General features: G+C 59.8%; 22 protein-coding genes. 16 read left to right on the top strand and 6 right to left on the bottom strand.

Features of this window, described 5'->3' with window-relative positions:
- Positions 1–26: 26 nt before the first annotated feature.
- A complete protein-coding gene (locus AB3X55_05995) occupies positions 27–806 on the top strand; it encodes a 3-keto-5-aminohexanoate cleavage protein (protein ID MEX0503132.1) in 780 nt (259 codons plus the stop codon).
- A 98-nt stretch (positions 807–904) separates the two neighbouring features.
- Here the strand turns inward: AB3X55_05995 and AB3X55_05990 are convergent, their stop codons facing one another.
- The gene (locus AB3X55_05990) at positions 905–2,122 is read right to left on the bottom strand and encodes an NAD(P)/FAD-dependent oxidoreductase (GenBank protein ID MEX0503131.1); all 1,218 of its coding nucleotides are present in this window, start codon (positions 2,120–2,122) and stop codon (positions 905–907) included.
- Positions 2,123–2,131: 9 nt separating this feature from the next.
- Positions 2,132–3,337, bottom strand: a complete 1,206-nt coding sequence (locus tag AB3X55_05985; GenBank protein MEX0503130.1) for an AGE family epimerase/isomerase — start codon at positions 3,335–3,337, stop codon at positions 2,132–2,134.
- Positions 3,338–3,538: 201 nt separating this feature from the next.
- On the opposite strand from AB3X55_05985, the gene ltnD reads away from it, so the two are divergent.
- The 6 genes from ltnD to AB3X55_05955 all read left to right on the top strand — a co-directional run bounded on the left by ltnD (position 3,539) and on the right by AB3X55_05955 (position 8,612).
- Positions 3,539–4,447, top strand: coding sequence for an L-threonate dehydrogenase (gene ltnD, locus AB3X55_05980; GenBank protein ID MEX0503129.1), 909 nt, complete (start codon positions 3,539–3,541; stop codon positions 4,445–4,447).
- Entirely contained in the window at positions 4,448–5,716 is a 1,269-nt protein-coding gene (otnK, locus tag AB3X55_05975; protein ID MEX0503128.1) for a 3-oxo-tetronate kinase, read from the top strand.
- Positions 5,713–6,363: an aldolase gene (locus tag AB3X55_05970; protein ID MEX0503127.1), complete on the top strand. Its 651-nt coding sequence runs from the start codon at positions 5,713–5,715 to the stop codon at positions 6,361–6,363. The genes otnK and AB3X55_05970 overlap by 4 nt, the downstream gene beginning before the upstream one ends.
- Positions 6,360–7,121, top strand: a complete 762-nt coding sequence (locus AB3X55_05965; GenBank protein ID MEX0503126.1) for a hydroxypyruvate isomerase family protein — start codon at positions 6,360–6,362, stop codon at positions 7,119–7,121. Before AB3X55_05970 ends, AB3X55_05965 begins: the two co-directional genes overlap by 4 nt.
- Before the next feature lie 93 nt (positions 7,122–7,214).
- Positions 7,215–7,637, top strand: a complete 423-nt coding sequence (locus tag AB3X55_05960; protein ID MEX0503125.1) for a DUF4149 domain-containing protein — start codon at positions 7,215–7,217, stop codon at positions 7,635–7,637.
- Between the two features lie 54 nt (positions 7,638–7,691).
- Positions 7,692–8,612: an AEC family transporter gene (locus AB3X55_05955; GenBank protein ID MEX0503124.1), complete on the top strand. Its 921-nt coding sequence runs from the start codon at positions 7,692–7,694 to the stop codon at positions 8,610–8,612.
- A gap of 13 nt (positions 8,613–8,625) precedes the next feature.
- On the opposite strand, the gene AB3X55_05950 is transcribed toward AB3X55_05955, so the two are convergent.
- Positions 8,626–8,910: a putative quinol monooxygenase gene (locus AB3X55_05950; protein ID MEX0503123.1), complete on the bottom strand. Its 285-nt coding sequence runs from the start codon at positions 8,908–8,910 to the stop codon at positions 8,626–8,628.
- On the bottom strand, positions 8,910–10,025 hold the full coding sequence (locus AB3X55_05945; protein MEX0503122.1) for an isocitrate/isopropylmalate dehydrogenase family protein: 1,116 nt from the start codon (positions 10,023–10,025) through the stop codon (positions 8,910–8,912). The genes AB3X55_05950 and AB3X55_05945 overlap by 1 nt, the downstream gene beginning before the upstream one ends.
- 306 nt (positions 10,026–10,331) lie before the next feature.
- Here AB3X55_05945 and AB3X55_05940 point away from each other — a divergent pair, with 306 nt between their 5' ends.
- Positions 10,332–10,820, top strand: a complete 489-nt coding sequence (locus AB3X55_05940) for a hypothetical protein (GenBank protein MEX0503121.1) — start codon at positions 10,332–10,334, stop codon at positions 10,818–10,820.
- A 13-nt stretch (positions 10,821–10,833) separates the two neighbouring features.
- Here the strand turns inward: AB3X55_05940 and AB3X55_05935 are convergent, their stop codons facing one another.
- Positions 10,834–11,538, bottom strand: coding sequence for a pirin family protein (locus AB3X55_05935; GenBank protein MEX0503120.1), 705 nt, complete (start codon positions 11,536–11,538; stop codon positions 10,834–10,836).
- A 124-nt stretch (positions 11,539–11,662) separates the two neighbouring features.
- Between AB3X55_05935 and AB3X55_05930 the strand changes: the two genes are divergently transcribed.
- From AB3X55_05930 to AB3X55_05915, 4 genes are all read left to right on the top strand, one after another.
- The gene (locus tag AB3X55_05930; protein MEX0503119.1) at positions 11,663–12,589 is read left to right on the top strand and encodes a LysR family transcriptional regulator; all 927 of its coding nucleotides are present in this window, start codon (positions 11,663–11,665) and stop codon (positions 12,587–12,589) included.
- A 66-nt stretch (positions 12,590–12,655) separates the two neighbouring features.
- Entirely contained in the window at positions 12,656–13,540 is an 885-nt protein-coding gene (locus tag AB3X55_05925) for an SMP-30/gluconolactonase/LRE family protein (protein MEX0503118.1), read from the top strand.
- Positions 13,541–13,671: 131 nt separating this feature from the next.
- Positions 13,672–14,589, top strand: a complete 918-nt coding sequence (gene ppk2 / locus AB3X55_05920; GenBank protein ID MEX0503117.1) for a polyphosphate kinase 2 — start codon at positions 13,672–13,674, stop codon at positions 14,587–14,589.
- Between the two features lie 198 nt (positions 14,590–14,787).
- Positions 14,788–15,282, top strand: coding sequence for an NUDIX domain-containing protein (locus AB3X55_05915; protein ID MEX0503116.1), 495 nt, complete (start codon positions 14,788–14,790; stop codon positions 15,280–15,282).
- Between the two features lie 57 nt (positions 15,283–15,339).
- On the opposite strand, the gene AB3X55_05910 is transcribed toward AB3X55_05915, so the two are convergent.
- The gene (locus AB3X55_05910) at positions 15,340–15,762 is read right to left on the bottom strand and encodes a hypothetical protein (GenBank protein MEX0503115.1); all 423 of its coding nucleotides are present in this window, start codon (positions 15,760–15,762) and stop codon (positions 15,340–15,342) included.
- A 325-nt stretch (positions 15,763–16,087) separates the two neighbouring features.
- On the opposite strand from AB3X55_05910, the gene AB3X55_05905 reads away from it, so the two are divergent.
- The 4 genes from AB3X55_05905 to speB all read left to right on the top strand — a co-directional run bounded on the left by AB3X55_05905 (position 16,088) and on the right by speB (position 20,648).
- Positions 16,088–17,080: a phosphotransferase enzyme family protein gene (locus tag AB3X55_05905; protein ID MEX0503114.1), complete on the top strand. Its 993-nt coding sequence runs from the start codon at positions 16,088–16,090 to the stop codon at positions 17,078–17,080.
- Positions 17,080–17,988, top strand: coding sequence for a DMT family transporter (locus AB3X55_05900; GenBank protein MEX0503113.1), 909 nt, complete (start codon positions 17,080–17,082; stop codon positions 17,986–17,988). The genes AB3X55_05905 and AB3X55_05900 overlap by 1 nt, the downstream gene beginning before the upstream one ends.
- A gap of 88 nt (positions 17,989–18,076) precedes the next feature.
- A complete protein-coding gene (locus AB3X55_05895; GenBank protein MEX0503112.1) occupies positions 18,077–19,681 on the top strand; it encodes a trimethylamine methyltransferase family protein in 1,605 nt (534 codons plus the stop codon).
- Positions 19,671–20,648, top strand: coding sequence for an agmatinase (speB, locus tag AB3X55_05890; protein ID MEX0503111.1), 978 nt, complete (start codon positions 19,671–19,673; stop codon positions 20,646–20,648). The genes AB3X55_05895 and speB overlap by 11 nt, the downstream gene beginning before the upstream one ends.
- The last annotated feature ends 10 nt before the right edge of the window (positions 20,649–20,658 follow it).

The following is a 20,658-nucleotide window of genomic DNA, read 5'->3' as shown; positions in this document are numbered from 1 at the left end:
TCGCGGCATGAATGAAGGGTATCAGGATGACGGATTTACAGCCCCTGCCACGTCTTATGGCCGCGCCGAACGGCGCCCGCCGGACCAAGGCTGACCATCCGGCGATTCCCGTGACCATTCCGGAGATTGTCGATACAGCCCGGTCCTGCGCCAATGCTGGCGCAGCTGCGATGCATTTCCATGTCCGCGATGCCGATCAGCAGCATATTCTTGATGCAGGGCTCTATCGCGAGGCACTTGCCGAATTGCAGTCCGCTGTGCCGGCGATGCATCTTCAGATCACGACTGAGGCTGTTGGACGCTATCAACCTGCCGAGATGCGCCAGCTTGCCTATGATGTGATGCCGCCCGGCATTTCGATTGGACTTGTTGAAATGATGCCCACACGGCGTCCCCAGGCCGAGGATATTCGCCTGTATCGCGCGCTGTACGAGGCCGGCACGCGGATCCAGCACATCATGTTCTTTCCGGATGAGGCTGATCTTCTGGTCGATCTTGTCGAGGCGGCGGACCTGCCACGTGATGATGTCTGGTGTCTGTTCGTGATTGGCCATTATACCGGCCGGATCAGCCATCCTGATCTGATACCACCCTTCCTTGACAGGCTGGCGGCGCGTGGCCTTGATGTTGACTGGGCCATCTGCGCCTTTGCCGAACAGGAAAATGAAAGTCTTGCCGCGGCGGTGGCGCGCGGCGGCAAGCTGCGCGTCGGGTTCGAAAATTCTATATTCATGCCGGATGGCAGCATCGCGCCGGACAATGCAACGCGTATCGCGGCGGCACGCCGCCTGTTCGAGGCCGTCTAGGCGCGGCCAGTCTCGCAGCTGTTTTTTACGCAGGGCACCTGACCACCTGACCAATCTGCATGCACGGCCTGTTGGCAGTACAGATGGCGGCGGCGGGGCTAGATAATCGCCGTTTCGGTGATTGGGCGCTGTGCTGGAATCCGCCCAAAGGCGAAGGGCGACAGGTCGAGCGTGCGGTATTCCCCATAGGTGATGAGTTCGGCAACACCGCGTCCCATGGCCGGACTCTGCTGCAGGCCATGACCGGAAAACCCGTTCTGGAAGATGAAGTTGCCGACCTCGTCATGCGGCCCCAGAATCGCGTTCTGATCAAGCGTATTGTAGGCGTAATGCCCGGCCCATTCGGTCACCACGCGCAGAGAATCGAATTGTGGGATCCGGGCGGCGATGATGGGCCAGACATGGGTCTGCCACCGGTCATGATCCATCACGAAATCATCATAGGCGACGCCGGGGTCGGGGTCGGCGGCGCAGCCGGCAAGATAGGTTGTCGGCCCGTCCTGGCGAACATGCACGCCCGACGGGTCGATCGTCAGCGGCAGATCGACATCAAGCGGCCTTTCGGCGGTGAAGACCCAGGAAAAGCGTTTGCGCGGTTCTACCGGCAGGTCGATCCCGGCCATCGCCGCGGTACGCGCGGCACGCGGACCACTGGCATTGACCACGGTGCCACAGGCGATGGTCTCGCCGCTGGCCAGCGTCACATGGCTGATATGATTGCCGGTACGCGACATCGCCACCACCTCGCCGACAAGATAGTCGACCCCGCCTTCGCGTGCGCCGCGCCGCAGCCAGTCGAACAGTGTCCCGCCGTCGAAATAGCCCTCGTCCTTCCGGTTGATCGATCCGAGGATGATATCCTCGACATTGTAGAAGGGGTATCTGGCGGCGATCTCCGAGGTTGTCAGCAATTCGGTCTCGGTGCCGGCAGCCTGCTGAATGGCCTGGTTGCGGCGCAGCACGTCTGCAAATGACTCGGTGTCCGCAAGATACATATAGCCGTAATTCTGAATGGTCAGCTGCGGGACGCGCTCGTCACCGCCCATATTGGCCCGCAGGTTTTTCACGAAATCGGCCGCGAACTGTGAAATTCGGATGTTCAGCTCGGTCGAGAATTGCTGGCGCATGCAGGAATTGGTGTGCGCAGTCGAGGACATTGCGTAGCTCGGGTCGCGTTCGATGACCAGAACCGAGCCGTCAAAATCCGGATTCCGTGACAGAAAGAATGCGGTCGCGGACCCCATGATCGCGCCGCCGACAATCACCACATCATAGCTTTTTTGCGGCGCACTGCCGTGCATTCTGTCCATTGTCATCGGTGGCTTCTATCCATGTCTGTCAGCGGCATCCATGACCGACAATACATCCCAGCAGGCCCCCATAGTGTGATAGTCAACCTTGCCGGCAGGTGATTTGAACGGCTCGATCCATGACCCCTCGCGGGTCACGATGCGGTACCAGGCACCATGTTCATGATCCACAAGGTGATCCCATGACCAGCGCCACAGGCGGTGATAGTCGTCACGATAGCAGGTCTTGCCAGTGCGTGCGAACAGCCGCCAGGCGGTGGCAATGGCCTCGGCCTGAACCCAGAAATATTTTGTCGCGTCGGCAAAACCGCCATCCGGCGCATATCCATAGACAAGCCCGCCATGGACAGGATCCCATCCGCGCTCCATCGCCCTGTCATACAGTGATATGGCTGTTGCCAGATGCCAGTCTGCGGGGCGGTGCGTGTCGAGCTGAAGCAGCAATTTTGCCCATTCCACCTGATGTCCGGGCTGAAAGCCCCATGGCTTGAACAGATCGTCGGGCTTGTCGATATTGTAGGCCCAGTCATGGGTCCAGCCGGAATCGTAATGTTCCCAGACCTGGCCGTCGGCGGCGGCGGCCAGCTCGACGGTGAATTTATGGGCCACCCTGTCGGCGCGGTCCAGATAGCGTGCCTCGCCGGTGGTCTCAAATGCGGCGATCAGTGCCTCGACGGTATGCATGTTGGCGTTCTGTCCGCGATAGCTGTCGAGCTGCGTCAGATCATCCGACCGCTCGTCCGCATAGGCGTCATGGTCCGGTTCAAAGAACTGCGTCTCCATGAAATCCCAGCAGGAATCCAGCATCGATCCGGCACCTTCGATGCCGACCCGCGCCGCCCAGGCCGCCGCCAGGATCACAAAGGCATGACCATAGGCCATGGCACGCCCATCCTCGACCACATCCGCCTTGCGTTGCCACAGATAATGGCCCTGCGGTGCGCGGTGGTGTGTGCCGAGATAGCTCAGCCCATGTGCGGCCCAGTCACGGTAATGGGGCCGACCGGTCGCAAGGAAGGCATTTGTGTAGTTGAAAACAAAGCGTGTCGAACTGACCAGATGGCGCGTGTCACGGTCATAGACCGACCCGTCATCCAGAAAGTGATGAAAGAAACCGCCAGCCGGATCAAACGCCTCTGGTTCATAGAACGCCAGAATGCTGTCGACATGCGCGCGAAGAAACGCTGCGGATTCAAAATCTGGATACTGTGCTGATGTCATTCCTGCCTGTCGATCGCGGCGGCCTTTCATGCGGGCGCCACGCCTCTGTCTCTGATAAATGCCAGAATATGGATATCAGGTCGGATTCGGCTCTGCCAGCTGTAATCATCCATCCCGTCACCGTGGTGGCAGCCATTATCCAGCTTGTGATCCTGCCGGTCATTGCTATTGTTCAGGCACGTGCAACGGGAGGCAGACCAGGTGACAGGTGGCAATATCAGGAAGGTCGCTGTTTTCGGCCTCGGCTCGATGGGATATGGCATGGCGCAGTCACTTCTTCGCGCCGGTCACATTGTTCATGGTTTCGACGTTGTTCCCGAGGTGCGGGACCGCTTTGTCGCCGAGGGCGGCGCGGATGGCGATCTTGCCGATATCGCGCCTGATCTCGATGCGGTTGTCATCGTCGTGCTGAACGCCACGCAGACCGAGGCGGTGCTGTTCGGTGACAGCGGCGTCGTGCCGATGCTGCGCTCCGGTGCGGTTGTCTTGTCCTGTGCGACTGTGCCGCCGGCATTCGCCCGTGACATGGCAGCCGCATGTGAGGCGCATCAGATCCAATATCTCGACGCGCCGATTTCCGGTGGCTCGGTCAAGGCTGCCGCCGGTCAGCTCAGTATCATGGCATCGGGAAGCGCGGCTGGCTTCGATGCCGCGGCCCCGATCCTCGACGCCACCGCCGAGACCGTCTTTCGCATGGGGGATGAGCCCGGTGCCGGGTCGGTGATGAAGGTGGTGAACCAGCTTCTTGCCGGGGTTCATATCGCGACCATGGCCGAGGCAATCACCTTTGGCATGAAACAGGGGCTGGCACCCGACAGGTTCCTCGAGGTGATATCGAAATGCGCCGGCACCAGCTGGATGCTGGAGAATCGCGCGCCGCACATTGTGAACGGTGATTACACACCGCACTCGCAGATTGATATCTGGCTGAAGGATCTTGGCATCGTTCTCGACATCGCCAAGGAATCGAGATTCAGCGCGCCGATTGCCGCCACCGCATTGCAGCAATATGTGGCAGCCGCCGGGATGGGTCTGGGGCGCGAGGATGATGCCGCCGTTGCCAAGGTCTATGCCCGCAACAGTGGTCTTGATCTGCCCGGGGAGGGGTGAGTGACAACCATTCTTGGCTGCATCGCCGATGATTTTACCGGCGCCACCGATCTTGCCGGGCTGCTGGCCCGGTCCGGCGTGCATGTATCGCTTCGCCTTGGTGTGCCCGACACCCCGCCTGATGGTGCCGCCCCGTTAGAGGTGATTGCCCTGAAATGCCGGACCGCGCCGGTGACCGAGGCGGTGGCGGAATGCCGTGCCGCGCTTGCCTGGTTGCGGGGTGCCGGCGCCGAACGGTTCTTCTGGAAATACTGTTCGACCTTCGACAGCACGGCTGCGGGCAATATCGGCCCGGTGGCGGAAGCGCTGATGGATGATCTTGGCACAAACCAGACAATCTACTGTCCGGCATTTCCGGAGAATGGCCGGGCCATCTTCATGGGCAATCTGTTTGTTGGCCGGCAGCCGCTTGCCGAAAGCCCGATGAAGGATCACCCGCTGACCCCGATGCGTGACAGCAATCTGATGCGGCTTCTGGAACCACAGGTGACGCGACCGGTCGGGCTTGCCGACAGGTTGGTTGTGGCGCGCGGCGCGGCGGCGCTTGCCGACAGGCTGGTGGCTTTGAGCGATGATGGTGTGGCGCATGTGGTGGTGGATGCGGTGGCGAATGAAGATATTGGCATCATTGCTGCTGCCTGCCGCGATATGGCGTTGATGACGGGCGGTTCGGCGGTGGCAATGCCGCTGCCCGATCTTTACCGTCAGGATGGTCTGCTGCCGGCCGACGCGCCCTCGCTGAAGACACCGGGTGTGGCTGCCGGCGCGGTGATTTTGTCGGGAAGCTGCTCGGCAATGACAAATCAACAGGTGGCCGCCTATGACGGACATGGTCCATCGCTGAGGCTTGATCCGCTGGACCTTGCCACCGCCGGTCCCGGTGCGGCCCTTGACTGGCTTGCCAGCCAGCCACATGACAGTGTGCCGATGATCTACGCCACTGCCGCGCCGGATGAGGTGCGCGCGGCACAGGACCGGCTTGGCACCGCAAGGGCCGGCCAGCTTGTCGAACAGGCGCTTGCCGCGCTTGCAGTGGCGGCGTTTGACGCCGGCAGGCGGCGATTTGTCGTCGCCGGCGGTGAAACTTCAGGCGCGGTGGCACAGGCGCTGGGCCTTGCGCGTCTTGATATAGGTACCGAGATCGCGCCCGGCGTTCCCTGGACCTTTGCCAATGTCAAAGGCGAGGATATAGCGGTAACATTGAAATCGGGCAATTTCGGGGACAGGGATTTCTTTGCTGCGGCCCTTGCCAGACTGGAGGCGTCATGAGCCGTGAGACAAAGCTTCGCGAACAGATTTGCCTTTTGGCAAAATCCATGTTTGATCGCGGCCTGACCGGCGGCAGCACGGGGAATATTTCGGCTCGTACCGAGGATGGTGGCCTGCTGGTCTCTCCGACCGGGACAAGCTTTGGCCGGTTGGACCCGGCACGCCTCAGCCGCTTTGATGCAGCCGGCAAGCTGGTTGATGGAGACAAGCCGACCAAGGAAATGCCGCTTCACAGCGCGTTTTATGAAACGCGGTCCAGTGCCGGCGCGGTGGTGCATCTTCATTCCTGCCATTCGGTGGCGTTTTCGATGCTTCCCGATGTCGACCCGGACAATTTCCTGCCGCCGATGACCCCCTATGCCATCATGAAGCTTGGCAGGGTGAAACTGTTGCCCTTCTTCCTGCCCGGTGACCCGGCGATGGGCACGGCGGTGCGTGGTCTTGCCGGAAGGCGGTCCGCGGTGATGCTGGCAAATCATGGGCCGGTCGTTGCCGGCAAGGATGTCGAGGCGGCCTGCAACGCGGTTGAGGAACTTGAAGATACCGCCAGACTGGCGCTTATGACCCGCGGCATGTCTCCGCGCCTTCTGAGCGAAGCGCAGGTCCGCGATGTCGTGACAGGCTTTGATATCGAGTGGGATGAATGACACGGTTTTCAGCCAATCTGGGGTTTCTGTGGGCTGACCTGCCGCTGGTCGACGCTATCCACGCGGCGCATGCGGCGGGGTTTGATGCTGTTGAATGCCACTGGCCCTATGATCACCACCCCGCAGACGTGAAGGCGGCGCTGACAGCCACAGGTCTGCCTATGCTGGGGTTGAACACGGTTCGTGGCAATGTTGCGGCTGGCGATAACGGGCTTGCCGCGCTTGTCGGGCGCGAATCCGAAGCGCGCGCGGCGATCGATCGGGCGATTGCCTATGCCGAGGCCATCGACGCGCCGAATATCCATGTGATGGCCGGCTTTGCCGAGGGCCCGCAGGCAGAATCCTGCTTCATCGACAATCTTCGTCATGCCACATCCACAGCGCCGGATGTCACCTTTCTCATAGAGCCGTTGAACCATCATGACGCGCCGGGATATTTCCTGAACCATACCGATCAGGCGCGCCGCATCATCGAGTCCGTTGGTGCGCCAAACCTGAAACTGATGTTCGACTGCTATCATATCCAGATTCTGGAGGGTGATCTGTCACGCCGGTTAACCGCGACGCTGGATATCATCGGTCATATCCAGTTTGCCAGTGTGCCGACGCGCGGTCGTCCCGACCGGGGCGAGATAGCGTATCGCCATATCTTCGCGCATATCGCCGAAATGGGATATGCCGCGCCACTCGGTGCCGAATACAAACCGGGAGACGGCGATACCGACGCCAGCCTTGGCTGGATGGACAGCCTTCGCTGAGCGCCCTGTGCCTGCGGCATCACCCCCTCTTGTCGCAAGCCATCTCCGGATCATAGGGTGGGGCGTCGGAATTCGTTCATCAGGGAGCGACATATGGCCAATCTGGCCCTCATTCACGCGGCGATTGCCGGATTCATGCTGTTTTTCATGGCGGTGGTACCGCAAGCCGCCTTCAAGACGCTGTCGGCAAAGGCCGTTGGTGCATTCCTTCGCGTCCTGTTTCCCCGATTGTTCCTGTTCGGCCTTGTGCTGGCGCTGGCAGCGTCGCTGGCCGCCTGGCAGGCTGGTGCCGACTGGCAGCTGGCCGTGTCTGTCCTGAGCGCTGGCGGATTTGCTGTCAATGTCTTCATCCTGACGCCGCGCATCAACGCCTATCGCGACCTTGATCTGGAGGGTGACGCGGCGGCAAAGCGCATGTTCGGGCTACTGCATATGGCGTCGGTCGGCATATTCCTGCTGCAGCTTGCCGGCAGTCTGACGGTGGTCGGATTTTATTCTCTCGGCAGCGCCGCCTGACGCGCCTAGACTGCGCGCTGGTATATCAGGACTTGTGCGAGGGGGCAGGGCGATTTGGCCGACATACTGAATAACTTCCTGTCATCGGTCTTTCCGGTGGCGCTGATGTTCTTCCTGGGGTTCTGGCTGGCCCGCCGGGGCGTCTTTACCGGCACCGAGGCCGAGGCCATCCTTAAATTCATCGCCCGCCTTGCGGCCCCGGCCATTCTGGTCAGCATCCTGGTGACCAGTGATTTCGGCGCTGCCGACCTGTCGCTGGTCGGGCTGTATCTTCTCGGCGAAGTGATCCTGTATGCGACAACGGCGTTGATCGGCGTCTGGCTTTTCAGGCTCGATTTCAAGAACGCCATACTTGTCGGCATCGGCGCGTCATTTTCCAACCATGTGATGTTTGCCTATCCGATTGCGCAATTCGCCTTTCCAGCGGAAATGACACTGCCGGTGCGCGGGATCATTGCCTTTGACATCATCATCTTTGCCCTGTCCATCGTCCTTCTTGATATCAATGCCGGTGCCGGACGCGGTGTGGCGGCGGCGGCGGTCCGACAGGCGCGCAACCCGTTGTTGCTGGCGCTGGTTTTCGGGCTGCTTGTCAATCTTGCGCCGGTCGAGCCGCCGCTGGCGCTTGTCAGGGGGGCCGGCTTCATTGCCGATACAGCGGCACCCTGCGGCCTGTTCGCCGCCGGCGTGCTGCTGGCAGCGCCGCTTGACCGATCGCATATCCGTCTGGCCGGGTATATCACCGGCATGAAAATGCTGGTCCATCCATTGCTGGCTGCGGGATTGATCCTGGTGCTTGGCGGCTATGCGCTGGATACGGCCCGGACGTCGCTTCTGGTCGCGGTGTCGCCAGTTGGCATCATGGCTCTGACCTTTGCCAGCCGCTATGGCGGCGAAAAGGACGCCATCGCGCTGTCAATCCTGTGGAGCTTTGTGTTGTCCGTGCTGGCGATCCCGGTGTTGCTGGCCCTGTGAGGTGATGATGATGCTAGAGACGCCGCAGCGCCCGCACGGTCTTTGAAGCCACCATATCCCTCGTTGCCTGATCGAAATGTGTGAAATGCGGAGATGCCAGATGCGCATCGAAGGCGGCACGGTCATCATAGATTTCATAGAGAAAGATATGATGCGGTGCGTCCGGATCCGTACAGACATCAAATTGGCGGCATCCCGGTTCGTCGCGAACAGATCTGTCGGCATTTTCTGTCATCAAGGGCAGGAATTCATCCAGACGATCCGGCCTGACCTCGAAATCAACGACAATCACATACATCACGCCACCTCCTGAATATGGGCCAGCACGGCCCTTGTTATGGATTTTGTGCCCATATCCCCGCCGAATTCCACGGGCCGGAGATCATTCGCGGCAAAGCCGTTCGCGACAGCATCCTCGATCCGTTTCGCCGCCGCTTCATAGGCCGGCAGATTGCATCTCATGGCAAGATAGTCGAGCATCATCGCCCCGCTCAATATTGCGGCAAGCGGGTTGGCCTTGTCCTGGCCCGCGATGTCCGGTGCTGATCCGTGGGCTGGCTGGAACAGCGCGTTTTCGTCCCCGATCTCGCCACAGGCGGCCATGCCCATGCCGCCGACAAGGCCGCCGGCAAGGTCGGACAGAATATCGCCAAACATGTTTTCCATCACCATCACATCGAAGTCCCAGGGACGACGCACCATGTCGAGCGCCATGGCGTCAACATAGCTGTAGGCTGTGTCGATGGCGGGATGGTCTTTGGCAACCTCGTCAAAAATTGACCGGAAGAAGGCCTGTGATTTGAAGACATTGGCCTTGTCGACACAGGTCAGCTGCCCCCGCTTGCCACGATCGCGCCGCCGCGCCGCATGCCGAAAGGCAAATTCATGAAGCTTGCGCGTGGTGCTGGCGGAAATTCGCATGATGTCGGACACTGCGGTTGGTGCGGTGGGGTCGCCTTCTACAGGTGAACGGTCATGGACCGCAGCCGTGTAGAACAATCCCTCGGTGGATTCGCGAATGATCACCAGATCGAGTGCCGCCGCCCGTGGGTCGGCAAGGCGTTGCGGGGCGTTTGGATAGGCTCGAACCGGGCGCACCCCGGCGTAAAGCTGAAATCGGTCGCGAAGACGCAGATGCGGCGAGATTTCAGTGCCGTCAGGATGACGAATGGATGGCAGGCCGATGGCGCCAAGAAAGATCGCGTCGGCATCGCCGGCACGCGCCTCTCCATCAGCTTCGATATCCATATTCGTGCGGCTGAAATAGGCAGCGCCAGCCTCAATGGCGTCACAGCTGAAAGCCGGGCCGCCCACAGCCCCGATTGCCGCCGCCGCGATTGACAGCGCCGCGTCGGTGACGTCACCGCCAATGCCGTCTCCTCGAATGACTGCCAGGCGTGGCGCAACTGCCATGTGGTTCCATCCTTGATGAGTCGGCGTTCAGCCGCTGTCGGTTGGTGGCAATCCTGGCCACGCAGGTGTCGGCGGGGTGGTGTCTGCCACTTGCCGCAGCATGTCACCGCAAGGTGCAGCAATCAATGGGTGTAATATGCTGGAATAACAGCCGAAAACATGCCGATGCGCGCGCGCTCATGCGGCTTTCTGCAGCGCCTGATTGAATGCTCGGTCGAATCTTCCTTGAAAAAAACAACTAATCCGCACAACCTGAAAATATATTTACTACTTTTTGTTTTTAATTTGTTGCGAAGTTTTGGTGCCATGTCACCCGTGATGTCACTTGACGAGAATTTCCTGCTTATCTGGCGTCGGTTTCTCGAAATGGAAATAATCCGCAGCCAGCATTGCCTGAAGCTTGCCGGCAGCGCCAATGCCTATCTGATATTGCAGGTGATCTGCTGGCACCATTTCCTGCTTGTCAGCGAAGATCTTGAAGAGACGTCGATTGATGCCACCCTGGAAGGGTGGGTTGCGCTGTCTAAGCGACCCGGCGGCAAGGGCAAGAAACTGACCTATGCGCTGATTGCCGACCTCACCGGTCTCGACAAGGAAACGGTACGTCGGAACGTCAAGTTGCTTTCCGGTCGTGGCTTTGTGACCGCGGACCGGAAACAGGGGGTGGTGTTTTCACCAACCGACAAACGCAATGACGAAATCGTCAATGTGCTAAACTCTACCGAGCGTCGGCTTGTGCTGCAGTTTGCAGAGACGCTGGAACGCTATGGCCGGTTGCCGGCCCTGCAGGATTAGCGGCCCTGCAGGATTAGCGCGCCTCGACCAGCCCCGGCACCTCGATCACCAGAACCTCGCTGTCTGTTGTCGCGGCAAGGCTGATGCTGTCCTGCCCTGAAATGGCAAGGCCATCGCCGCGTTTCGCGCTATGGCCGTCGATGGTGACTTCGCCCTCGGAAACCAGCAGATAGGCCTGACCCTCGATATGATGCGTCAGGGTGGTGTCGGCAGCCAGGGTGCCGGCATAGATCCGTGCATCCTGATGAATTGACAGCGGTGCCGCACCGTCGCCTGAAACCAGAAGTGACAGCGATGTGCCGGCCGGGGTTTTCGGAAACTCGATGGCATCCCATCGTGGTTCAATGCCGCGGCTCCTCGGCATGATCCAGATCTGGAATATGTTGGTCGCCTCATCCTCGTGGTTGTACTCGGAATGCGAAATGCCGGTGCCTGCACTCATCACCTGGATGTTGCCGGCCGTGGTCCGCCCGCTGTTGCCGCGGCTGTCCTTGTGGCTGATTGCGCCGCGGCGGACATAGGTGATGATTTCCATGTCCGCATGCGGGTGGGTGTCAAAGCCGGTATGCGGCTGGATCACATCGTCATTGATCACCAGCAACTCACCGAAACTCATCTTGGCCGGGTCGCGATAGCTTCCAAAGCTGAAATGATGTTTGGCGTTCAGCCATCCATGATTGGCACCGCCGAGCGTTTCATATCTGTGGTGGGTGATCATCCATCCTGTTCCCGGGCGAGGTGCCCTGTTATAACCGCGTTCGTCGTTCCCGCTCAACATTAACTTCAAATTCTGGTAAATAAATAAATTCAAAATCACAAGACTAATAACCTAAGGTTAATAAATGCTCTATTCCTCGGCTGTCGATATTTTCCGTGCGGTCATGAAGCGTGGCAGTTTTGTTGGTGCGGCCGAGGAGCTTGGTATCTCGGGTGCTGCCGTCAGCAAACAGATCAAGTCGCTTGAACAGCGTCTGAACCTTGTGCTGTTTTACCGGACGACCCGCACTGTGGTTGCAACCGAAGCTGCACAGCGTCTTGCCGATCTCCTGGTGCGTGGCCATGATGAATTCGCCATGTTGCTGGATCAGCTTGGCGATGCCCAGCTCCGCCCTTCGGGACGTCTTCGGGTCAATGTGCCGATGTCGTTTGGCGAATTGTTTCTGCGCCGTCCCATTGCCATCTATGCCAAACAATATCCGGATGTCGTCGTTGATGTCGATTTCGATGATCGCCGCGTCCACCTTGTCGAGGACGGCTATGATCTTGTCGTGCGGATCGGTGTGCTGGAAGATTCGGGCCTCATTGCGCGGCGGGTTGGTGATTGTCCGCTATATATGTGTGCAGCGCCTCGGCTTGTGGCAGATGAGGGAGCGCCAACCGGGCCGGCTGATATTTCAGCCATGCCGGCGGTGATCTATTCAATCGCTTCTGCCGCATCGAGCTGGTCCTGTCGTGACAGCACCGGCATTCAGACAACTGTGGCGCTTCGCCCGGCGCTCTATGCCAACAGTGCCGGCATGATGCTGGATGCCTGCATCGAGGGTGTCGGGGTCGCCATCCTGCCGCATTTCAGCTGTGCCGATGCGCTGGCAGATGGCCGGCTTGTCAGGCTGCTTCCCGATTATGACACGGTGCCCGATCTCGGTATCTATGTGGTCTATCCTGACAAGAGGTTCGTACCGCTGAAAGTCCGCAGCTTCATCGACGTCATCGCGGCTGAACTGGCATCTGACGATGCGCACCGGGCCCTGTCACGGTCGTCGGCATGATTGCTGTTGCCAGACAGACAGCGACATGCTTGAACCGGATTTTGGGGATTGTCCGAGGGACGTGTCATGACCATAGCCGTTGAATGTGTTGTCGACTGCCATGCAAGGCTTGGCGAAGGCGCGGTATGGGATGTGGCAGACCAGGCGTTGTGGTGGGTCGATATCAAGGCTGGACTCGTCCACCGATATGATCCTCAGACGGCGCTGAACACCACCTTCGACTGGGGCGAGCCGGTCGCCTGTCTGGCCCGGCGTGAGGCAGGTGGACTGGTGGTGGGTGCGGCAAGTGGAATCCATCTTTTCGATCCTGACAGCGGCGCGCGCAGCCCTCTGGCCGATCCAGAATCCGGCCTTGTCGGCAACCGGTTCAATGACGGCACCACGGACCTTCAGGGCAGGTTCTGGGCCGGCACGATGCGGGATGACGGATCGCCCCCGGAACGTCGTGGCCGCTTTTACAGGCTCGACACGACGCATGAGGTGACATGCTGGTTCGATCCTGTGTTCACCACCAACGGGTTGGCGTTCTCGCCCGACGGCACGGTGATGTATTTTGCCGATACCAACCGCGATGTACGGACAATCTGGGCCTGTGATTACGACCCTGAGACCGGCACGCCTTCCGGGCAGCGCCTGTTCTTTGACACGCACCGGATTGCCGGCCGGCCCGATGGTGCGACGGTGGATGCCGATGGATGCTACTGGATGGCTGGCTTTGGTGGCTGGCAGATTGTGCGCATCACGCCGGACGGGCGTGTTGACCAGATTGTCGAGATGCCGGTCGAACGTCCGACAAAGGTGATGTTTGGTGGCGCCGATCTGGCGACACTCTATGTCACCTCGATGGGTGACGGTCTTGTCGATGACCCGGCACAGCCGCAGGCAGGTGGCCTGTTTGCCGTCACCGGTCTTGCCACTGGCGGTGTGCCACAGGCCCGATTTGCGGGCTGACTTACAATATCGGGGCAGGCTGGGCATGCCTTGTCCCATCCGCCCGCTGCGCGGCCTGGTAATGGTTTCAAGGCCGGCTTTCATGCTACAATCGGCCCGCGGCGGCTTGGCTTGTGATGGAAAGAGGAATGATGACCGAAGACAGGTTCGACAGATTGCGCGACTGGATGCAGCTTGAACTCGAGGAAACGCTGGATGATCTCCTCGAGGCCGAATTCAACGAACCGATGTTGTCGGAAGAGGTGCGCAAGCTCTACAAACAGCAGCATCCCGACAGCCTTGAAGGCGCGGTCTATTATCCGAACCTGCTTCGTCTGCAGGCGGAACTGATCAAGCTGCAGGATTGGGTGGTAGAGGAAAACGCGAAGATTCTGATCATCTGCGAAGGCCGCGACAGCGCCGGCAAGGGTGGTGTCATCAAACGTATCACCCAGCGTCTGAACCCGCGTGTCGCGCGCGTTGTGGCGCTGCCAAAGCCGTCCGAGCGCGAAATGTCACAATGGTATTTCCAGCGTTATGTGCCGCATCTTCCCGCTGGTGGCGAGATCGTCCTGTTTGACAGGTCATGGTACAACCGCGCCGGCGTTGAACGTGTCATGGGCTTTGCAAGCGACGATGAGGTCGAGCAGTTCTTTCAGGACGTCACCGAGTTCGAAAGAATGCTGGTGCGCTCCGGAATCATCCTGCTGAAATACTGGTTCTCGATTACCGACGAGGAACAGCAGCTTCGATTCAAGATGCGTATCCAGGATCCGATGAAGCAGTGGAAGCTCTCGCCGATGGATCTTGAAAGCCGGATCCGCTGGGAGCAATACACAAAGGCCAAGGAAGAGATGTTCGAGCGAACATCCATCGACGAGGCCCCCTGGTACATCGTCGAGGGAAATGACAAGAAACGCGAACGCTTGAACTGTATGGAACATATCCTGTCGCAGATACCTTACCGCGAAATCCCGCATGAGAGGATTGTGCTTCCCGAACGTGTGTTCAATCCGGATTACGAGCGGCGAACCCTGCCGGACAATCTCTATATTCCGAAAATCTACTGATCGGGATGTTTGGCGACATGTCTTCGGGGGCGGCAGGTCGCGCCCGGGGCCATGCCCAATGGCGTCCACTTGGCAGCCCCGGTCTGGCTCAGTCCACGGGCTTTTCGCCACAATTTGAATTGCTTTGCCTTCATCGCAAATTACCGCAATGATTGCATATATCCCGCACAGGATTTGCAGGTTTCACAAGAGGTGATCATGAAGGTTGGTGCCATAGCCTACAGAAAAACCACCAGAGGTATCGAAATCTGCCTTGTCAGCAGTCGTCGCCATAAGGGCAAACTGACGCTGCCAAAAGGCGAGGTGAAGCAGGGTGAGGCGCTGGTAACGGCTGTGAAACGCGAGCTGTTCGAGGAAGCTGGTCTGCATGGCAAGGTCAAACAGACGTCGCGCCCGCTCTGTTTTGCTGCAAAATCACGCCAGCGCGACCCGGTATTCTATTTTCTGGTCAAGGTGACCGACGTGAAGGAAAAATGGCCGGAATTCACCGAGCGCAAGCGGGTCTTTGCCACGCTGTCCGGCATGTCCGACCTGCCGCTTGGCGATGCTCCCAAGAAATTACTGCGGCAAATGCAGCGGCTGCCAATCCTGGCAGACAGGGTGGCGCGTGAAGACATGGATGGCGATGATCTTGCCGCGGTTGCCGACACCGGCTTCAGGCGTGCGTTTCCCCGCTGGCGCAGTCGTGCCTAGATGCCGGTCTCATGCGGTGGCGACGTGACGGCTGAGATCTGACGGATGTCGATCCGTTCAGTTGGTAAAGGCCACCGCAGCCGCGCAGATCGCAATTGCGATGCCGCCACGTCCAAGCTGCAACAGTCGCTTCATCAGCACCGCATTGGGCGGTCGCTTGGCCTTCATCGCAGCGCGCGCATGCAGATTGGCGGTCACTGACACACCAAGCACAAGCGTCGCCCCAAGAAGCTTGACGTGAAAGGCGCCGTTTATCCCCAACCCGCCATAGATCAGGTGGGCCAGCCCGATGCCGGTAATCCACAAGGTCACAATCGACCCAAGCCCGATATAGCCCAGCAGGGCGAATGCCTTGCCGGCATGTGGCGGTGGCACCTCGCCGGCGCGGGCATAGGCCGATTGCATGACACCGCTGCCAACAGCAATACCGCCTGCAAACAGGATCGAGAAATAATGCAGAATCTTCAGACCGATTTCCATGGACACCTTCCCCTTTCGCCGGATATGGATACCGGCGCAATCAAAGCTGCGGTTCTGGGCATTGTCCGCACACAAAAAACTTGTCTGCGGGACAGATGGCCAAAGCCACATTCGTAGTCGGTTTCTTTATGTCGTTCTGTTCACATTGTCATAGTGTCGGGCAACAGCGAAGGGTGTCAATTGGCTTTCCGGCTGGCGAGTTGGTGAGCTGGCGGTATTCTGGTTGCGGAACACGCTGTGGGGCAAAGCGGTTTACATTCCTGTCTTCACGGTGTTCCGTGAACGTCGGAGACAGGTGTCGTGATTGCGGTGAGGGAGATACTCTGTGACGTCTTCTGATATGGACCGGATTGCCGATCTCGCCGGCCTTGCGCGTTCCGCGCTGTGCCTGTGGGATGTGCCGCAGGATGCCACGGTACGTCTGATCAATCTGTCGGAAAATGCCACATATCTGGTCGAGTCACCGCCCGACTATCGTTCGGTGCTGCGTGTTCACCGCCAGGGCTATCACAGCCACCGTGCCATTGAATGCGAACTTGCCTGGATGGCGGCGCTCGACCGTGAGGGCGGCGTTGAGACCGCGCGACCCATTCCCGGTCGCGACGGGGCGGCGATCCAGACAATGGATGCTGCCGGTGTGGGCGCACGCCGGATGGTGATGTTTGAATTCCTCGAAGGTAAAGAGCCGGACCCAGACCAGAATCTGATCGACCCGTTTCGCCAGCTTGGTGCGATCGCTGCCAGAACACATCTTCACAGCATGTCATGGACGCGGCCGGATCCGTTTGAAAGACTGGTCTGGGATGATGAAGCGGTGTTCGGCCCGGCCGCCAATTGGGGCAACTGGCGTGATGCTCCGGCACTGGATGCCGACGCCGCAGCGACTATTGACGCCGCCGAGATGCTGGTTCGCGCCCGCCTTGCCGATTATGGCCGCCAGGGTGACAGATATGGCCTGATCCACGCCGACATGCGGCTTGCCAATCTGCTGATAGATGGTGGCAGGACACGGCTGATTGATTTTGACGATTGCGGGTTGGGATGGTTCATGTATGACTTTGCAGCCGGGATCAGTTTCATGGAACACCATCCGCAGGTACCGGCACTGCGCCAGGCATGGCTTGAAGGCTATCAGGATGTCCGACCGTTGAGCGATGTCGACAAGAATGAAATCGACAGTTTCATCATGCTGCGCCGGTTGGCCCTGCTGGCGTGGATCGGGTCGCATTCGGACACCGATCTGGCGCGCTCGCAGGCGCCGCATTTTGCGACTGTGTCGGCAAGGCTGGCACGTGATTATCTGGATCGGCGCGGATAATGGGGCGTTTTGGACTCAGCCCTGACCAGGCGCGTGGACATCTTGCCATGCTCGGTTTCTCGGCGCTTGTCGCCGGTTCCTTCAGCCTTGGCACAATCGTTGCGAATGATATCGACCCCCAGGCCATCACCGCCGCCAGGTTCGTTCTGGCAACGTTTGTCATGGGGTTTGTCGCCGCGATACAGCGCGATCTGAAACCATCCCATCTTCGCAGGCCGTGGCGCTATTTCGTCCTTGGTGGTCTGTTCACGCTGTATTTCGTTCTGATGTTCGAGGGTCTGAAGACCGCAACCCCTGTTTCGGCTGCGGCGGTGTTCACGCTGATGCCGCTGATGTCGGCTGCCTTTGGCTGGCTGTTGCTGCGGCAGGTCACGACACCACGCATGGCAACGGCGCTCGCCATTGCCGGTGGGGGTGCGCTGTGGGTCATCTTCAAGGGTGATCTGGCGGCGATGTCGGCGCTCGATATCGGGCGCGGCGAGATGGTCTATTTCATCGGCTGTATCGCCCATGCGCTGTACACACCGATGGTGCGCAAGCTGAACCAGGGCGAGGGCGCGGCCGCGTTCACCTTTGGCATGCTGATTGCCGGCTCGATCCTGCTTGGTGTGGTGGGGTTTGACGCCATTCTCGCAACCGACTGGCTGGCGCTGCCGACAATGGTCTGGGTGACCATCGGCTATCTGACGATCTTTGCGACCGCCTCGTCCTTCTTCCTGCTGCAATATGCAACGCTGCGCCTGCCAAGCGCCAAGGTCATGGCCTATTCCTATCTGACGCCGGGCTGGGTCATGATGTGGGAAATCGGGTTTGGCAACGCGCTGCCCCCGCCTTTGATGCTGCTTGGCCTTGTCGCCACGGTGGTGGCGCTGGTGATGCTGCTTCGCAATGAAGACAGAGCCAGCTGATCAACCGACACTGTATTTGGCGCTTGCCGGCTGCGCATCAAGCCGCGATGCTGACAGGAACGTAACAGACCATCCGGAACGGTCCTGAATGTCGGACAGCAACCTTACAAGCCGCCATCGCCGGGGGCGCCGCGCCAAGGCCGGTGTGACGCCGGATGTGACAATGCCGGTGCTGGCGCCGGTCGGTGGTCGATTGCGGCTTCTCGATGATGCGGCAGTGCAGCGGATCCACGAGGCGGCGCTGCATTTGCTGGCGCATACCGGCATTGCCGAGGCCCCGCAGGCGGTGATCGATCTGGCGAAGGCTGCCGGCGTGACGCAGGGCGATGATGGCAGGCTGTGTTTTCCCCGGTCGCTTGTCGAGGCGGCGCTGGCCGGACTGCCGCGCGACATCACACTGCATGGGCGGGGCAGGACTGGCCAGCTTGTGCTTGGCGGTGATGCCGTGCATGTCGGCACCGGTGGCGCGTCACCGCAAATCCTCGATCTCGACAGCGGACAATACCGACCCTCGACGCTTGCCGATATTCATGCTGCGGCGCGCCTTGTCGACGGTCTGGAACATATTCACTTCTTCAGCCGCCCGATGGTGGCATGCGATATCGACCCGCCCCTGAAGATGGAGCTGAATACCGCCTGGGCCTGTCTTGCCGGCACCGAAAAGCATGTCATGGTCAGTGCCTCGTCACGCGAGGCGGTCGACGAGATTGCCGCGCTTGTCTACATGCTTGCCGGGTCCGAGGCGGCGTTCCGGGCCGCGCCCTTCCTGTCGCTGAACGTCAATCACATTGTTCCCCCGTTGCGGTTTGACGCCGAATCCGCCGGCGTGCTGATCCGCGCTGTCGAGCGTGGTATCCCCGTCATGGTCAACACATTTGGCCAGCTTGGTGCGTCAAGCCCTGTCACAATCGCCGGCTGTGTGGCACAGACAACAGCCGAAACGCTTGCCGGGATGGTGCTGGCGTGGCTTGTCGACCCCCGGGCGCGGGCGGTGTTCGGACCACGACCGATGGTGACGGATCTGCGCACCGGGGCCATGTCCGGTGGGGGCGGCGAACAGGCCAAGCTGACGGCGGCAGCCATCCAGATGGCGCGGTTCTATGGCTTGCCAAGCTCGACCATCGCCGGCGCGACCGATTCCAAATGGCCCGACGCACAGGCCGGCCACGAAAAATGCCTTGCGGTCACGCTGGCCGTGCAGGCAGGCGCGCATTTCATCACCCAGGCGGCAGGAACACAGGCAAGCCTGATGGGGACATCGCTGGAATCCTATGTGATCGACAATGACATGCTTGGTGCCATCCTCAGCGCGCATACGGCCATAGAGGTGTCCGATGACACGCTCGACCCTGCGGCGATCCATCATGCCGCCACGGGTGCCGGGCATTTTCTGGGCGAGCAAAGCACGCTGGCGCGGATGACAAGCGACTTTTTCTATCCGGCGATCGGTGACCGGCGCAGTATCGGCGAATGGCAGGATGATGGCCGTCCCGACAGCTGGCGACGGGCGCATGACAGGGTGCGCGAACATCTTGCCGCACCACCACGCCAGCTTGTCGAGCCGGCGCTGGCAGCAAGGATTGAAGCCAGATTTGGTCTGCAGCCATTAAACGCTGATACAATGATCACACAGACCTTGGCGACACAGCCGCCACAAACCCTGACCAACAATGAGGTATCCGATGTCGGATGACAGTTTCTTTACCCCTGTTTCGGCCCTCGAGATGCCGCGCTTTGCCGGCATGCCAAATTTCATGAGGCTGCCGCACCTGACGCTTGAGTCACCACGTATTGATGAGGTGGAAATGGCGCTTGTCGGCGTTCCGTGGGATGCCGGCACGACCAACCGGCCTGGCCCCCGGCATGGTCCGCGTCAGCTTCGCGATTTGTCGACAATGATCCGCGCGATGAATCCGGTCACAGGTGTGGCACCCTTTACCATGGTCAATTGCGCCGATCTTGGTGATGTCGGACCCAATCCGATCGATCTTGATGACAGCATGCAGAGAATTACCGGTTTCTATGCCGAGCTGGCGGCTCGCGGGATCACCCCGATGACAGCCGGCGGTGACCATCTCGTATCATTGCCGGTGCTGCGTGGCATTGCCGGTGCGGGGCCTCTGGGGATGATCCATTTCGATGCCCATACCGATCTCTTTGACAGCTATTTCGGAGGCTTTCGCTATACCCACGGAACACCATTCCGTCGTGCCATTGAAGAAGGGCTTCTCGATCCGAAACGTGTTGTGCAGATTGGCATACGCGGTACCGCCTACAATACCGAGGATGTGGATTGGGGCCTCGCCCAGGGGGTGCGTATCATCCGTATTGAAGAGCTGTTCGATCGCGGCATTGCCGACGTCATGGCAGAGGCCCGCAGCATTGTCGGCGAGGCACCGACCTATTGTTCCTTTGACATCGATTTCATCGATCCAAGCTTTGCCCCTGGCACCGGCACGCCGGAAATCGGCGGCGTCACCTCCTTTCAGGCACAGCAGGTGGTGCGGGAATTGTCGGGCGTGGATCTTGTCGGGGCCGATCTGGTGGAAGTGTCGCCACCATTCGATGCTGCCGGTGGCACGGCCTGGATTGGCGTATCGATCATGTTTGAACTGATGTGTGTTCTGGCACAGGCCATCGCAGCCCGCCGTGCATCCTAGGCATCCACAA

This window comes from Alphaproteobacteria bacterium LSUCC0719 (assembly GCA_040839025.1).
Lineage (GTDB): Bacteria > Pseudomonadota > Alphaproteobacteria > Puniceispirillales > Puniceispirillaceae > UBA8309.
This window is presented reverse-complemented; position numbering and strand designations above follow the sequence as displayed.